Annotated in this window: 14 protein-coding genes; 8 read left to right on the forward strand and 6 right to left on the reverse strand. The window is 67.9% G+C overall.

The features are described from left to right. Positions 1 to 4 precede the first annotated feature (4 nt). The gene (locus JW792_RS06825) at positions 5 to 328 is read right to left on the reverse strand and encodes a DUF1476 domain-containing protein (RefSeq protein WP_135996444.1); all 324 of its coding nucleotides are present in this window, start codon (positions 326 to 328) and stop codon (positions 5 to 7) included. Positions 329 to 509: 181 nt separating this feature from the next. Between JW792_RS06825 and JW792_RS06830 the strand changes: the two genes are divergently transcribed. From JW792_RS06830 to purL, 7 genes are all read left to right on the forward strand, one after another. Beyond that, complete coding sequence (locus tag JW792_RS06830) at positions 510 to 944, forward strand: DUF411 domain-containing protein (RefSeq protein ID WP_135996443.1); 435 nt, start codon at positions 510 to 512, stop codon at positions 942 to 944. A gap of 108 nt (positions 945 to 1,052) precedes the next feature. Continuing rightward, a complete protein-coding gene (locus tag JW792_RS06835) occupies positions 1,053 to 2,243 on the forward strand; it encodes a permease (protein ID WP_206340927.1) in 1,191 nt (396 codons plus the stop codon). Positions 2,244 to 2,343: 100 nt separating this feature from the next. Further along, on the forward strand, positions 2,344 to 4,554 hold the full coding sequence (locus tag JW792_RS06840) for a copper-transporting P-type ATPase (protein ID WP_135996441.1): 2,211 nt from the start codon (positions 2,344 to 2,346) through the stop codon (positions 4,552 to 4,554). Positions 4,555 to 4,749: 195 nt separating this feature from the next. Continuing rightward, a complete protein-coding gene (gene purC, locus JW792_RS06845) occupies positions 4,750 to 5,514 on the forward strand; it encodes a phosphoribosylaminoimidazolesuccinocarboxamide synthase (RefSeq protein ID WP_135996440.1) in 765 nt (254 codons plus the stop codon). Next, a complete protein-coding gene (gene purS / locus JW792_RS06850) occupies positions 5,511 to 5,753 on the forward strand; it encodes a phosphoribosylformylglycinamidine synthase subunit PurS (RefSeq protein WP_135996439.1) in 243 nt (80 codons plus the stop codon). Before purC ends, purS begins: the two co-directional genes overlap by 4 nt. Before the next feature lie 20 nt (positions 5,754 to 5,773). After that, positions 5,774 to 6,439, forward strand: a complete 666-nt coding sequence (gene purQ, locus JW792_RS06855) for a phosphoribosylformylglycinamidine synthase subunit PurQ (RefSeq protein ID WP_135996438.1) — start codon at positions 5,774 to 5,776, stop codon at positions 6,437 to 6,439. After that, the gene (gene purL, locus JW792_RS06860) at positions 6,436 to 8,670 is read left to right on the forward strand and encodes a phosphoribosylformylglycinamidine synthase subunit PurL (protein ID WP_135996437.1); all 2,235 of its coding nucleotides are present in this window, start codon (positions 6,436 to 6,438) and stop codon (positions 8,668 to 8,670) included. The genes purQ and purL overlap by 4 nt, the downstream gene beginning before the upstream one ends. Before the next feature lie 118 nt (positions 8,671 to 8,788). Here purL and JW792_RS06865 read toward each other — a convergent pair whose 3' ends face one another. The 3 genes from JW792_RS06865 to ssb form a co-directional block, all read right to left on the reverse strand. Next, positions 8,789 to 9,259 carry a tetratricopeptide repeat protein gene (locus JW792_RS06865; protein ID WP_135996436.1) on the reverse strand — a complete coding sequence of 157 codons (471 nt, stop codon included), beginning with the start codon at positions 9,257 to 9,259 and terminating at the stop codon, positions 8,789 to 8,791. A 188-nt stretch (positions 9,260 to 9,447) separates the two neighbouring features. After that, positions 9,448 to 10,269, reverse strand: coding sequence for a penicillin-binding transpeptidase domain-containing protein (locus tag JW792_RS06870; protein ID WP_158291626.1), 822 nt, complete (start codon positions 10,267 to 10,269; stop codon positions 9,448 to 9,450). A gap of 79 nt (positions 10,270 to 10,348) precedes the next feature. Further along, positions 10,349 to 10,822 (reverse strand): single-stranded DNA-binding protein, encoded by a 474-nt coding sequence (gene ssb, locus JW792_RS06875; protein ID WP_135996434.1) that lies wholly within the window; start codon positions 10,820 to 10,822, stop codon positions 10,349 to 10,351. A gap of 214 nt (positions 10,823 to 11,036) precedes the next feature. Here ssb and uvrA point away from each other — a divergent pair, with 214 nt between their 5' ends. Then, entirely contained in the window at positions 11,037 to 13,916 is a 2,880-nt protein-coding gene (uvrA, locus tag JW792_RS06880; protein WP_135996433.1) for an excinuclease ABC subunit UvrA, read from the forward strand. 24 nt (positions 13,917 to 13,940) lie between these two features. Here the strand turns inward: uvrA and JW792_RS06885 are convergent, their stop codons facing one another. Together JW792_RS06885 and JW792_RS06890 are read right to left on the reverse strand one after the other, a co-directional pair. Further along, a complete protein-coding gene (locus JW792_RS06885) occupies positions 13,941 to 14,561 on the reverse strand; it encodes an exopolysaccharide biosynthesis protein (protein WP_135996432.1) in 621 nt (206 codons plus the stop codon). A 38-nt stretch (positions 14,562 to 14,599) separates the two neighbouring features. Next, entirely contained in the window at positions 14,600 to 15,568 is a 969-nt protein-coding gene (locus JW792_RS06890; RefSeq protein ID WP_135996431.1) for a CPBP family intramembrane glutamic endopeptidase, read from the reverse strand. Positions 15,569 to 15,580 lie beyond the last annotated feature (12 nt).

Consider the following 15,580-nt stretch of genomic DNA (forward strand, 5'->3'; position numbering starts at 1 on the left):
GGCCTCAGCCCTCCTTCTTCACCTGCTCGCGCGCCTCGGCGAGAAGCTCGTCCATCCGGCGGCGGATCTGGTGATCGGACTGGTCGACGCCGTGCTTGTCGAAATCCTTGCGGATCTTGCGGAACACGTCCTCGTCGCCCTTCTCCTCGAAATCGGCCTTGACGACCTCCTTCTTGTAATTTTCCGCGTCCTCGCCCTCCAGGCCCATCAGCTCGGCCGCCCAGGCGCCGAGCAGGCGGTTGCGGCGAACCTGCGCCTTGAACTCGAGCTCCTGATCGTGCGCGTACTTGTTCTCGAACGCCTTCTCGCGGTCATCAAAGCTCGGCATGGGGGAGATCCTCTTATGGAAAAGTCCGATTGCCTTCCGGATTATCGCGGGCACGGGCGATAATCAATGCGCGAGCGCGCACGCCGCGCGAGCTGCGGCCACGTGGCCGCAGCCGGGCGTGTTGACTCCCACATACCCGGCCAGGGTATCCTTGCACCGCGCCTTCACGAGGACATCCCCGATGACGTTCCTGCTTCGCCTCGCCGCCCTCGCCGCGCTGTTTCTCGGCGCCGCCTCCGCCGCTTCCGGTCAGAGCGTCGTGGTGCACAAGACCCCGTGGTGCGGGTGCTGCGCGGCCTGGGTCGAGCACCTCGAGCAGCACGGCTTCGCCGTCGAGGTGCGCAATCACGAGAACCTGACGCCGATCAAGGCCGCGGGCGACGTGCCGGGCGAGCTGCACAGCTGCCACACCGCCTTCGTGGACGGCTATGTCATCGAGGGCCATGTCCCGGCCGCCGACATCGCCCGCCTGCTCGCCGAACGTCCCGAGGCCCGGGGCCTGGCCGTGCCCGGCATGCCGGCGGGCTCGCCGGGCATGGAGAGTCCCGGCCACAGCGAGGCCTACGAGGTCATCCTCTTCGACGGTGCGGAACGTTCGGTCTTCGCCCGCCATTAGTCTGCCAGCACCGAGTGGCGCGGGGCGCCGGCGCGTCCGGACCCCTTGCGCAAGCGCTGACGGGATAACGCGACACTGGCCGAATTCCTGGCGAGCTATGGCGAGGCGGTGAAGACCGCGGCGGGCTTCTTCTGGAAGGCCGGCTGGGCCTTCGTGCTCGGCTACGCGATCAGCGCCATGATCCAGGCCTTCGTGCCGAAGAAACGCCTGACCCGGCACATGGGCGATCCCGATCCCAAGAGCGTCTCGCTGTCGACCGTCTTCGCCATGATCTCCAGCTCCTGCTCCTTCGCCGCCCTCGCCGCGGCGCGCGCCCTCGTGCACAAGGGCGCCCATTTCGTGGCGGCGGTGGCCTTCATGTTCGCCTCGACGAACCTGGTGATCGAGCTCGGGATCCTGATCTTCATCTTCCTGGGCTGGGAGTTCCTGGTCGCCGAGATCATCGGCGGACTGATCCTCATCGCGATCAGCACCACGCTCATCCGCCTGACCTATCCGAAAAGCTGGATGGAGGCGGCGCGCGACAAGGTCGAGGCCGAGGCCGACGAGGAGCGCGAGGACTTCGATGCGATGGACCGGATCACGAGCCTGTCGGGCTGGTCGCGCGTGGGCGCCAATTTCGTCGATGAATGGCGCATGGTCTGGCAGGAGATCCTGATCGGCTTCACCGCGGCCGGCTTCATCGCGGTCTTCGTGCCCGACGCCTTCTGGAAGGCGCTGTTCTTCGCCGACTTCTCCGCGCAGAACCCGGGCAATTTCTGGATCGTGCTGCAGAACGCGGCCGTGGCCCCCTTCGTGGCCGCGGCGACCTTCATCGGCTCGATGGGCAATATCCCGCTCGCCACGGTGCTGAGTTCGGGAGGGGTGCTGTTCGCCGGCATCATGGGCTTCATCTATTCCGACCTGATGGTGCCCCCGCTCGTGAAGGTGAACGCGAAATACTACGGCTGGCGCGTCGCGCTCTACATCGCGGCCATCATGTATGCGAGCATCGTGGCGACCGCGATCATCCTGCATTACGCCTTCTTCTGGGCCGGGGCGATGCCGGAGTCCGGGCGCGCGGTCGAGGAGGTCGCCCAGTTCAAGCTCGACTACACCTTCTTCATGAATCTCGCCGCCCTGGCGATCGTCGCGGTCATGCTCTGGCTGCGCAGGACACACCGCCGGCTCGTCAGGGACGAGGCCGCAGGCCACGATCACGGCGGCGGGTTCGGCGTGCAGGACGGGGTGACGATGCTGTTCGTGATCGGGCTCGCCGGCGGCGCCGTCTCGTATTTCCTCACCGGCGGCACCGGGTGACAGCCGGGAGCCGGAGGTTGGCAAACGGGCTTTTCATACCCTAGGGGGGTATGGTATTTGCTCACCGAACTGGCACATCGCCGTTCGTGAGGATCGCACGATGAATACCCGACACGAGGCCCATGCCTGCTGCGGCGGCGCGGCGGATTCCGCACCGGCGGGCAAGTACGACACGGTGCCTGAAGGCCATTCCGGCACGGTCTATACCTGTCCCATGCACCCGCAGGTGCGCCAGCCCAGACCCGGGCCCTGCCCGCTGTGCGGCATGGCGCTCGAACCGGAGGGCGTGGTGGCCGGCGAGGAGGACCAGAGCGAGCTCAACGACATGAGACGGCGCTTCTGGATCAGCGCGGCGCTCACCTTTCCGCTCTTCGCCTACGCCATGGGCGACATGCTGCCGGGACATCCCCTGCACGGCCTGATCGACGCCGCGCTCGCCCAGTGGATCCAGCTCGCCCTGGCCACGCCCGTGGTGCTGTGGGGCGGCTGGCCCTTCATGGTGCGCGCCGTGCAGTCGGTCCGCACGATGAATCTCAACATGTTCACCCTGATCGGGCTCGGCATCACGGTGGCCTACGCGTTCAGCGTGGCCGCCACCCTCGCGCCGGACATCTTCCCGGACTCCTTCCGCGACGCGCGGGGCCGGGTCGGTGTCTATTTCGAGGCCGCCGCGGTGATCACGACGCTCGTGCTGCTCGGTCAGGTCCTGGAGCTGCGCGCGCGCCAGGCGACCTCGGGCGCGATCCGCGCCCTGCTCGAACTCGCCCCGCCGAAGGCCCGGCGCATCGCGCCGGACGGCAGCGAGCGCGATGTCGGCCTGGACGATCTCCGGGAGGGCGACCGGCTGCGCGTGCGGCCGGGCGAGAAGATCCCCGTGGACGGCGAGGTGATCGAGGGATCAAGCACGATCGACGAGTCCATGATCACCGGCGAGCCGATGCCGGTTCGCAAGGCGCCCGGCGACGCGGTCACCGGCGGCACGGTCAACCAGACCGGCGGCTTCGTCATGCGCGCCACGCGCGTCGGCGGGGACACGCTCCTGTCCCAGATCGTGAAGATGGTCGCCGAGGCGCAGAGGAGCCGCGCCCCGATCCAGCGCCTCGCCGACGTGGTGGCCGGCTGGTTCGTGCCGATCGTGGTGGTGATCGCGATTCTGTCCTTCCTCGCCTGGTCCCTCTTCGGCCCGGAGCCGGCGATGGCGTTCGCGCTCGTCAACGCCGTAGCGGTGCTGATCATCGCCTGCCCGTGCGCGCTCGGGCTGGCCACGCCGATGTCGATCATGGTCGCGACCGGGGAAGGCGCGAAGAACGGCGTGCTCATCAGGAATGCCGAGGCGCTCGAGACGCTGGAAAAGGTCGACCTCATCGTCGTCGACAAGACCGGCACGCTGACGCAGGGCCGGCCCGAACTCGTCAGTGTCGAGACCGAGCCGGGCGTCGAGGCGACCGAATTGCTGTCCCTTGCCGCCTCGCTGGAGCGCGGCAGCGAACACCCGCTCGCCACGGCCATCGTGAAGGGGGCCGAGGCCCGCGGCGCGGCAGTGTCCGACGTCTCCGGCTTCCGGTCCGTGACCGGCAAGGGCGTGTCCGGCACGGTCCGGGGCCGCGCGGTCGCGATCGGCAACGCCGCGATGATGGAAAGCCTTGCAGACGTGCCCTCTCACCTTGCCCGGCGCGCCGAGGCGCTGCGAGCCGAGGGCCAGACCGTGATGTTCGTGGCGGTCGACGCCAAGCCCGCCGGGCTCATCGGCGTCGCCGACCCGATCAAGCAGACCACGCCCGAAGCCCTGGAAGCCCTGCACGCCGCAGGCATACGCGTGGTCATGCTGACCGGCGACAGCCGCGCCACGGCCGAAGCGATCGGGAAGAGGCTCGGCATCGACGAGATCCATGCCGACGTGCTGCCCCAGGACAAGGACCGCATCGTCGGCGAGCTGCGCGAGAAGGGCCATGTCGTCGCCATGGCCGGGGACGGCGTCAACGACGCGCCCGCGCTGGCGCGCGCCGATGTCGGCATCGCGATGGGCACCGGCACCGACGTGGCTATGGAGAGCGCCGGGGTCACGCTGGTGAAGGGCGATCTTCGCGGCGTCGCCAAGGCGATCCGCCTGAGCCGGGCGACGATGGCCAATATCCGCCAGAACCTGTTCTTCGCCTTCGTCTACAACGCCGCCGGCGTGCCGGTCGCGGCGGGCGTTCTCTATCCGGTGTTCGGCCTGCTGCTGAGCCCGATGATCGCGGCGGCCGCGATGAGCCTCAGCTCGGTCTCGGTGATCGCCAACGCGCTGCGGCTGAAACGGGTGAAGCTGTAGCCGCGGCCCCGGCATGCGCGCCGCTTCGGCGCTAACGCGTCCTGTTGCAGGGCTGGTGCTTTGCGACTATGGTCCGCGCTTGACGTGGCGGCCCGCTTTCTCGCGGGCCGCCGCTCCATTTCTACGCATGCGGGCCCGCCCCCTTTCCAGACGCGATCGGACAGGCCGGCCCCATTGACCGGAGCTGACAGCCCCATGTCCCGCCGCAAGAAGATATACGAAGGCAAGGCGAAGATTCTCTATGAAGGGCCCGAGCCGGGCACGCTCGTCGCCCACTTCAAGGACGACGCGACCGCCTTCAACAACAAGAAGCACGCCACGCTCGAGGGCAAGGGGGTCCTGAACAACCGGATCTCCGAGTTCATCATGACGCACCTCAACAATATCGGGGTGCCGACCCACTTCATCCGCCGCCTGAACATGCGCGAGCAGCTGGTGCGCGAGGTCGAGATCGTGCCGCTGGAAGTCGTCGTGCGCAACGTCGCGGCCGGGTCGATCGCCAAGCGTTTCGGCCTTGAGGAAGGCGAGCCGCTGCCGCGCTCCATCGTCGAGTTCTATTACAAGAACGACGCGCTTGAGGACCCGATGGTCTCGGAAGAGCACATCACGGCGTTCAACTGGGCGACCACCCAGGACATCGACGACATGATCGCGCTGTCGCTGCGCGTGAACGACTTCATGAGCGGGCTGTTCGCCGGAGCGGGCATCCGCCTGATCGATTTCAAGCTGGAATTCGGCCGGCTCTACGACCAGAACGACATACCCCGCCTCGTGCTCGCCGACGAGATCAGCCCGGACTCCTGCCGGCTGTGGGACATGGCGACGAACGAGAAGATGGACAAGGACCGCTTCCGCCGCGATCTCGGCAATGTCACGGAGGCGTATGCCGAGGTGGCGCGCCGTCTCGGAATCATGAAGGAAAGCGGCCAGGCAAGCGACGGTCCGGAGGCAGTCAAATGAAAGCGCGCATCCACATCTATCTCAAGCCCGGCGTTCTCGACCCGCAAGGCTCGGCCGTCGCCCACTCGCTGAACCATCTCGGGTTCGAGGAGGTCACCGCCGCGCGCCAGGGCAAGCTCATCGAGCTCGACCTGGCGACCGCCGATGCCGAGGAAGCGGGAGCCCGGGTCAAGGCGATGTGCGACAAGCTGCTCGCCAACCCGGTCATCGAAAACTACGACATCGAACTGAGCGCCTGAGAAGAAGGCGGACCTCCCCCATGAAAACCGCCGTCATCGTCTTTCCCGGGTCCAATTGCGACCGCGACGCCGCCGATGCGCTGCAGCGCGTCACCGGTATTCCCGCCGAAATGGTCTGGCACGAGGACACGACCCTGCCCGACGGGCTCGACCTCGTCGTCGTGCCGGGCGGCTTCTCCTATGGCGACTATCTGCGCTCCGGCGCGATCGCCGCGCGCTCGCCGATCATGCGCGACGTGGTCAAGAAGGCCGGTGACGGCACGCCGGTGCTCGGCGTGTGCAACGGCTTCCAGATCCTCATCGAGACAGGTCTCCTGCCGGGGGCGCTGATGCGCAATGCCGGCCTTCGCTTCGTGTGCGAAAGAACACCGCTCTCGATCGAGACGAAGAACTCGATGTTCACCCGCGCCTATGGCGACACGAAGGAAGTCGTGTTCCCGATCGCGCACCACGACGGCAATTACTTCGCGGACGAAGATACGCTGAAGGAACTCGAGGACGAGGGACGCGTGGTGTTCCGCTACCTGAACAATCCGAACGGCTCGATCCACGACATCGCGGGCATCGCCAACAAGGCCGGCAACGTGCTCGGCATGATGCCCCACCCCGAGCGCGCCGTCGACGAGACCCATGGCGGGACCGACGGTCTCGGCGTGTTCGAGAGCCTGCTGGGAGGCCAGAAATGACCGACACCGCACGCTACGCCCCCGGCATCAACGAGGAGATCGTCCTCGAGCATGTCACGGCCGGGGAATACGAGACGATCCTGTCCGAGCTGAAGCGCCCGCCGAACCTGGTCGAGCTCGGCATCTTCTCGGTGATGTGGTCGGAGCACTGCTCCTACAAGTCCTCGCGCATCCATCTGAGGAAATTCCCCACGACCGGCGAGCGCGTGGTCTACGGACCGGGCGAGAATGCCGGGGTGGTGGATATCGGCGACAACCAGGTCGCCGTGTTCAAGATGGAGAGCCACAACCACCCGAGCTTCATCGAACCCTATCAGGGCTCGGCCACAGGCGTCGGCGGGATCCTGCGCGACGTGTTCACCATGGGCGCGCGTCCCGTCGCGCTGATGAACGCGCTGCGCTTCGGCGATCCTTCGCATCCGAAGACCCGCCAGCTCGTCTCCGGCGTGGCGGCCGGGATCGGCGGCTACGGCAATTGCGTCGGCGTGCCGACCGTCGGCGGCGAGACGAATTTCGACAAGGGCTATAACGGCAATATCCTCGTCAACGCGATGGCCGTGGGCCTTGCCGACAAGGACAGGATCTTCACCGCGGCAGCGCGCGAGGTCGGCTATCCGGTGCTCTACGTGGGCGCCAAGACGGGCCGCGACGGCATCCATGGCGCGACCATGGCCTCCGCCGAGTTCGGCGAGGGCTCGGAAGAGAAGCGCCCGACCGTCCAGGTCGGCGACCCCTTCACCGAGAAGAAGCTGATCGAGGCGTGCCTGGAGCTGATGGCCGAGGACGCGATCAGCTCGATCCAGGACATGGGCGCGGCCGGCCTCACCTCCTCCTCCGTGGAGATGGCCTCGCGCGGCGGGCTCGGTATCCAGCTCGATCTCGACCACGTGCCCCAGCGCGAAACCGGCATGACGGCCTACGAGATGATGCTCTCGGAATCCCAGGAACGCATGCTGATGATCCTCAAGCCCGGGCGCGAGCACGTGGCCGAGCGCATCTTCCGCAAGTGGGACCTGGACGTGGCCACGATCGGCAAGACGACCGATACCGGCCGGCTGGTGCTGACCCACAAGGGCGAGCTCGTCTGCGACCTGCCGCTCGATCCGATCGGGGAGAAGGCGCCCAAGTACGACCGGCCCGCCTTCCCCGCCGAGGCGCGCGCCAGCATCGACGTGAAGCGCCTCAAGAGCCCCGGCCATCTCGGCGAGGCCCTGCTCACGCTCATGAGCACCCCCGACATGGCGTCGAAACGCTGGATCTGGAGCCAGTACGACCGCCACGTCATGGCCGACACGGTCGCGAGTTCGGAAGATCCGGCCGATGCGGCCATCGTGCGCGTGCACGGCACGAACAAGGCGCTCGCCATCACCACCGACTGCACGCCGCGCTATTGCGCCGCCGACCCGTTCGAGGGCGGCAAGCAGGCCGTGGCCGAGACCTGGCGCAACCTGACCGCCGTCGGCGCCGATCCGATCGCCATCACCGACTGCCTCAATTTCGGCAATCCCGAACGCCCCGACATCATGGGCCAGTTCGTCGGCTGCGTGGAGGGCATGGCCGCGGCCTGCGCCGCGCTCGACTTCCCGGTCGTGTCCGGAAACGTCTCGCTCTACAACGAGACCGACGGCAAGGCCATTCCGCCGACCCCGGCGGTCGGCGGCGTCGGGCTCATCCCCGATCTTTCCAGGCGCGCCTCCTATGGCGGGCTGAAGGAAGGCCATGTCCTTCTTTGCATCGGCGCGAGCGAAGGCCAGCTCGGCGCCTCGCTCTATCTGCGCCATGTCGAGGGCGAGGACGACGGCGCCCCGCCCCATGTCGATCTCGAGGCGGAGAAGCGCAACGGCGATTTCGTGCGCAAGGAAATCCGCGACGGCCGGGCCAGGATCGTCCACGACCTGTCCGATGGCGGCCTCGCCTGCGCGGCGGCGGAAATGGCCCTGGCGGCCGGTGTCGGCGTGAAGCTCGCCTATGACGGCAAGCTGCCGCTCTTCGCGTGGGCCTTCGGCGAGGACCAGGCGCGCTATCTCATCGCCGCCGAGGCCGAGACCGCCGAGGCCATCCTGAAGGATGCCAAGGCGGCCGGGGTTCCCGTCAGCGTCGTCGGCCTGGCCGGCGGCCGGCAGATCACCTTCAACGGCGAACACGGCCTCGATCTCGTCCGCCTGAAGCAGGCGCACGAAAACTGGCTGCCCGACCTGATGGCCAATATCGGCGACGAGCGGGCGGCCTAGGGAGAAAGCTCCCGCACTGCCCGCCTCCCCCGAGCCCGTAGGGCGTCGGGGGTCCGGAGATCAGGGCGCTCCGGGGCCCCGCTTTCGCGGGGGCAGGCGGGGCGGGGTGACGGACCGCCTACTCCGCGGCACACGCCGCGAGGGCGAGATTGTGCCGGACGGCCGGCTCGTCCGGGGCGAGCTCGGCCGCCGCCCGGAAATCCTCGGCCGCACCGGCAAGGTCGCCTTCCATCCAGCGCGCGGCGCCGCGATTGGTGTGGGCGGTCCACTGGATCTCGCTCATGGCGACACCGGCATCGCAGATGGCCATCAGCTGGTCGCGGCTGCGGTGGGCGACCGCGGCGCAGAGATTGACGTAGGCCGCGCCCTGCACGGTGGAGCTGGCGCCTTCCACGGCGCGCCAGCCGAAGGCCTCGGCCGCGCGCCACTCCTGGCGCTCGACCCGCGTCGCGGCGGCGGCAACGTCGCGGTTGCCCGCGCTCTGCGGCACGAAGGCGGGCTCGGAGGGGCAGTCCTGCGCGGCGGCGGTGCCGGCGAGCATGACAGCGGCGAGAGCGCCCGAAAGGGCAAGCGAGATCCTGGGGAGCATGATTTCTCTTCCTGTAGACTTGGGCTGGGCGCACCCGATGCGCGACCCATATATGAACAGCGTTCACTCCTATAACGGCGTGATCGTCGTTTGAAAAGTGAACGACGTTTAACTTTCCTGTGATTTCGCAAGCCGCCAGCCCGGCGCTCCCGCGCGGCCACGGCGTTTCTTCCGGTGTTTCAATCGGATCAGTGGGTGTCCGGCGCGCCGGCGGCCGCGAGCGCGGACCGCGCGATGTGCTCGCGCAGGCTTCGGTGCCGCTCCGGGTCGGTCATGTCGATATTGACTGCGAACAGCCAGGTGTCGGACTCGGACTCCAGCCACCCGACGAACCAGCCGATATCGGGCTGGCCTTCCGGCTGGCCCCAGCCGGTCTTGCCGCGCAGCACCCAATCCTCGCCGCGCTCGACCTCCATGAAGCCGATCACGGTCTCCATATGGGCCGGTTCGACCGGCAGAACGCGCGCATGCAGGCGCTGCAGGAAGCCGACCTGCTCGCGCGCGGTCACCGAGAGCGGACCCTCCAGCCAGAACGTGCCGACCTCGTCCGGGCCGCCGACATGCTCGTCGCCATAGCCCAGGAGCGTCACCATGCGGGCCATGTGCCCGTGCCCCGCTTCACCGGCGAGACGCGAATAGGCCCAGTAGGCCGAGCGCCGGAAGGCGCTGCGAAGAGTCTGGTCCTGGTCCCATCCTCCGCCGCGCTCGACCCCGTCCCAGGCGATGATTTCGCTTTCCGGGTCGGTGATCACTCCGGCTTCGAGCAGGATCATCGTATTGGCGATCTTGAAGGTCGAGGCCGGCAGGAAGCGTTCGTCCACGCGCGCCCCGCCCCCGGTCCATTCCGCCCCGTCGGACAGCCGGCGCACCAGCACCGCCCCCTCGACGCCGGCCTCCTCGAGGATGGCGTCGAGCATACCGGCCGCAGGTTCGATCGTGTCACGGACGCCTTGCGCCGCTGCGCCGGCAAAGCCGATCACCGCGGCAAGAAGCGCCAGAACCCTTCGCACCCTCGATCCTCCCCGTCCTGCGGAGCCGAAGAGACAGGCTCGGATGCAAATGCGGCGCCGGCAGGGCGCCGCATCGCGATCAGAACGGGATGTCGTCGTCCAGCGTGTCGGAGGAGAAGTCCTCGCGCGGGCGCTCCTGGCGCTGGCCGCCGGAGGACTGGTCCTCCATCGCATAGCCGCCGGAGCGTCCGCCGCCCTCGCCGCGGCCGTCGAGCATGGTCAGCTCGCCGCGGAATTTCTGCAGCACGACCTCGGTCGTGTAGCGGTCCTGCCCGCTCTGGTCGGTCCATTTGCGCGTCTGCAGCTGGCCCTCGATGTAAACCTTGGAGCCCTTCTTGAGATAGTTCTCGGCGACCTTGGCGAGGTTGTCGTTGAAGATCACGACATTGTGCCACTCGGTCTTCTCGCGGCGTTCCCCGGTCTGGCGGTCGCGCCACTGCTCGCTGGTGGCGAGGCGCATGTTGACCACCGGATCGCCCGAGGGCAGGCGGCGGATTTCCGGGTCCGCGCCGAGATTGCCGATGAGGATTACCTTGTTGACGCTTCCGGCCATGTCCATCCACTCCCGCTTGCGTTCTTCCGCAAATTTGTTCACATAATGTTCCGGCCGTCAAGGCGCGGCGATTCACAGGCGAGTTCACATCACTCCGGCGCCCGAGTCCATTGCCGGGGCTGAACGGCTCTGTGGGAAAGCACCTTGGCTGTGGAAGCAGGCACGCGAGAGGCCTAAGTATGAGCCTCGCGCGAAGGAAGTTCAAAAGACCCCCATGGCTCATACCCACATTTCCGTGCGCGGCGCCCGCGAGCATAATCTGAAGGATGTCTCGGTCGATCTGCCGCGCGACAAGCTCATCGTGTTCACCGGCCTGTCCGGCTCGGGCAAGTCCTCGCTCGCCTTCGACACGATCTATGCCGAGGGACAGCGGCGCTATGTGGAGAGCCTGTCGGCCTATGCGCGCCAGTTCCTGGAGCTGATGAGCAAGCCGGACGTGGATTCCATCGAAGGCCTCTCTCCTGCGATCTCGATCGAGCAGAAGACGACCTCGAAGAACCCGCGCTCGACGGTGGGCACGGTCACCGAGATCTACGACTACATGCGCCTGCTGTGGGCGCGCGTGGGCACGCCCTACTCCCCGGCCACCGGCGAGCCGATCAGCGCGCAGACCGTCTCCCAGATGGTCGACCGGCTGATGGCGCTCGAGGACGGCGCCAAGCTCTACCTGCTCGCCCCCATCGTGCGCGGACGCAAGGGCGAGTACCGCAAGGAGTTCGCCGATCTCCTCAAGCAGGGCTTCCAGCGCGTGAAGGTCGACGGGGAGTTCCACGCCCTCGAGGACGCACCCGAGCTCGACAAGAAGTTCAAGCACGATATCGACGTCGTGGTGGACCGCGTCGTCATCAAGGAGGGCCTGGAGCAGCGCCTGGCGGACTCGCTGGAGACGGCCCTGCGCCTGGCCGATGGGATCGCCGTCGCCGAACTCGCCGCCGCCTCGAGCGGCTACGAAGCCGGCGATCGCATCATCTTCTCCGAAAAGTTCGCCTGTCCGGTCTCCGGCTTCACCATCCCCGAGATCGAGCCGCGCCTGTTCTCGTTCAACAATCCGTTCGGCGCCTGTCCGGCCTGCGACGGGCTGGGACAGAGCCTGAAGTTCGACGAGGACCTCGTCGTCCCCGACCGGGAGAAATCGCTCTATGACGGGGCCATCGCGCCCTGGAACCGGGCGACCTCGAAGCTCTACCAGCAGACGCTGGATGCCCTCGCCGACCATTTCGACGCCTCGATGTTCAAGCCTTGGCGCGATCTTCCCGAGGACTTCAGGCAGGTCGTGCTCTACGGGACGGACCAGAAGGTCACCTTCACCTACGAGGACGGGCTGCGCCAGTTCAAGACGACCAAGCCCTTCGAGGGCGTGATCCCGAACCTGCAGCGGCGCTGGCGCGAGACCGACTCCGCCTGGGTGCGCGAGGACCTCGCCCGCTTCCAGTCCGCCCAACCCTGCGAGATGTGCGGTGGCAAGCGCCTGAAGCCGGAGGCCCTGGCGGTGAAGGTCGCCGGCAACGACATCTCCGAGGCCGGCGAGCGCTCCATCCGCCAGGCGCGCGACTGGTTCGAGGAGATCGAGGCGACGCTCACCGACAAGGAGCAGGAGATCGCGCGGCGGATCCTGAAGGAGATCCGCGACCGGCTGCGCTTCCTCGTCGATGTCGGGCTGGACTATCTCACGCTCAGCCGCGCGTCGGGCACGCTTTCGGGCGGCGAGAGCCAGCGCATCCGGCTGGCGAGCCAGATCGGCTCGGGGCTGACCGGCGTGCTCTACGTCCTCGACGAGCCTTCGATCGGCCTGCACCAGCGCGACAACTCGCGCCTTCTGGACTCGCTGCGCGGGCTGCGCGATCTCGGCAATACCGTGATCGTCGTGGAACACGACGAGGAGGCGATCGAGACCGCCGACTTCGTGCTCGATCTCGGCCCGGCAGCCGGCGTGCATGGCGGCCATGTCGTCGCCCAGGGCACGCCCGAAGAGGTGCGCGCCAATCCGAAGAGCCTGACCGGCCAGTACCTCTCCGGCGCGAAGCTCATCGAGGTGCCCGAACAGCGCCGCAAGGTGATTCCCAAGCGCATGCTCTCGATCAAGGGGGCGACCGGCAACAACCTCCAGAACGTCGATGCCGACTTCCCGCTCGGGGTGTTCACCTGCGTCACCGGGGTCTCGGGCGGGGGCAAGTCGACCCTGACGATCGAGACGCTCTACAAGGCCGCGGCGCGAAAGCTCAACAAGTCCGGCCAGGTGCCCGCGCCGCACGACGCGATCGAGGGTCTCGAGCATCTCGACAAGATCATCGATATCGACCAGAGCCCGATCGGGCGCACCCCGCGCTCCAACCCGGCGACCTATACCGGGGCATTCACCCCGATCCGCGACTGGTTCGCCTCCCTGCCCGAGGCGCAGACGCGCGGCTACAAGCCGGGCCGCTTCTCCTTCAACGTGAAGGGCGGGCGCTGCGAGGCCTGCCAGGGCGACGGCGTGGTGAAGATCGAGATGCACTTCCTGCCCGACGTCTTCGTGGAGTGCGATGTCTGCCACGGCAAGCGCTTCAACCGCGAGACGCTGGAGGTCCAGTTCAAGGGCAAGTCGATCGCCGACGTGCTCGACATGACGGTCGACGAGGCCGCCGACTTCTTCAAGGCGGTCCCCAGCGTGCGCGACAAGATGATCACGCTGCAGCGCGTCGGGCTCGGATACGTCAAGGTCGGCCAGCCCGCCACCCAGCTCTCCGGTGGCGAGGCGCAGCGCGTGAAGCTGTCCAAGGAACTGTCCAAGCGGGCCACGGGCCGCACGCTCTACATCCTCGACGAGCCCACGACAGGGCTGCATTTCGAGGACGTGAAGAAGCTGCTCGAAGTGCTCCACGAACTCGTCGAGCAGGGCAATTCGGTGGTGGTGATCGAGCACAATCTCGACGTCATCAAGACCGCCGACTGGCTCATCGATCTCGGTCCCGAGGGCGGGGATGGCGGCGGACGCATCGTCGCCGCCGGCACTCCCGAGCACGTCGCGGGCGTGGAGGAGAGCTGGACCGGGCGCTATCTGAAACCGATGCTGGAGCGCGACCGGGCCCGGCAGAGGAAGCTGAAGGCGGGGTAGGCTCCACGCCGGGTGGGCGCTCCATCAAATCACCAGCGCCACCAGCCAGAACGTCCCCGCGATCGTCACCACGCCGGCGATGACGCCGAGGATCGTGACGAGGCCGTCCTGGGTCGTCAGACCGAGGCCCAGCAGGATCAGCGCGATGGCCGGGATCACCACCCCGCCCGGCACGCTGGCATAGAGCACCATCAGCGCGCTGACGGCGACGCACATCAGCGAGATCACCCGCGGCATGGGCTTGCGGAAGGCGATCGCGAAGCGCGGGAGCACGAAGCGGTCCAGCCATCTGATGAACGGGCGGGCTTTCTCCAGCCCCCGGTCGAAGGCCTTGCGGCCGAAGCTCACCCGGCGCAGGCGCCCGGGCAGCCAGAGCTTGGGGCGCGACAGCGCGAAGTGGATCGAGATCACCAGGGCGACCAGCGCCATGGCGTAGCTCACCCCCGGCAGGGCGCCCACCACGGGCAGGACCGAGATCAGCGCGGGCACCAGCAGGAGCGGGCCGAAGCTGCGGTGGGCCAGCGCTTCCAGGATCTCGTCGACCGAGATCGTCTCCCCGCCCTCCTGCGCACGCAGATCCTCCAGCACGTCCTCGAGACGGGCCGGATGAACCTCGAAGGGGCTGTGTCGCTTCCGGTCCGCCATGGCCTGTGGTCAACACCTGGAGGGAGCTGCGCGATCCGTCAGCGCCGCGCGGGCATCCGCCAGATCAGCACCGCCGAGAACAGCGCGAACACCAGCGCCTGGGCGAGCGCCTGGGGCTGGAAGCCGGCGCCGGCCTCGAGCCCGGTCGCACGCTGGAAGGTCTCCACGATCAGCACCCCGAGCGGGGTTTCCGGCGAGCGGGCGAGCGCGACGGCGAGGGTGGAGATGAGGGTGAGCGCGTTGAAGCCGCCATGCAGCCCGATCACCCCCCAGATCGACCCCTGCCGCAGCGCGAGCAGGGCGAGGAAAAGGCCGGTCATGAAGATGCCGGCGAGCCCGGCAAGACCGTTCGCCAGGCCTGCGAGCAGCACGTGGGCGTGAAGCAGGGTGAAGGCGAGCGTCGTCGCGATCACGCCCGCCGTCCGGCCCCAGCGCGCGGCGAGCGTGCTCATCAGCCAGCCGCGGAAGACGACCTCCTCGATCCCTCCCTGCAGCAGGAAGAACAGCGCGATCGCGCCGAACACGAGCCAGACGCCCGGATCGGCGAGCCGTCCCCAGTCGGCCGCGGCGACCTCCCCGGCGATGTCGACGGGGAAGACCACGCCCATGAGCGCGACCGCCACGGCCAAAGCGGCGAGCACCGCCGCCGACAGGAAGAGGCCACCGAAAAAGCGCCGCCCGGCCTGTCGCGGACCCATGCCGATGCTGGCCACCCCGCGCCGCTCGAAGGCGCGCAGCCAGAGCCAGGCGAGCCCGCCCCAGACGAGGAACTGCACCAGCAGCAGCGCGAACAGCACACCGGCCGGCGGCAGAGTGGCGAGCGCGGCCTCCAGCGCGGCCTCGTCGGCGAACACGCCCGCACCGCGCGTGGCGACGATCCAGACGAGCTGGCCGACGCCGTAGAGGAGCGCCCCGGCGAGATAGAACAGGACGACCAGCAGAAGCGCCGCCCAGCCCCAGCTGCGCCGCGCCGCCTCCGGCCAGGGCGCGTAGAGAGCGGTCTTCATGCGGGATCGGCC

Origin of the sequence: Marinicauda algicola, assembly GCF_017161425.1 — a bacterium.
GTDB classification, from domain to species: Bacteria; Pseudomonadota; Alphaproteobacteria; order Caulobacterales; family Maricaulaceae; genus Marinicauda; species Marinicauda algicola.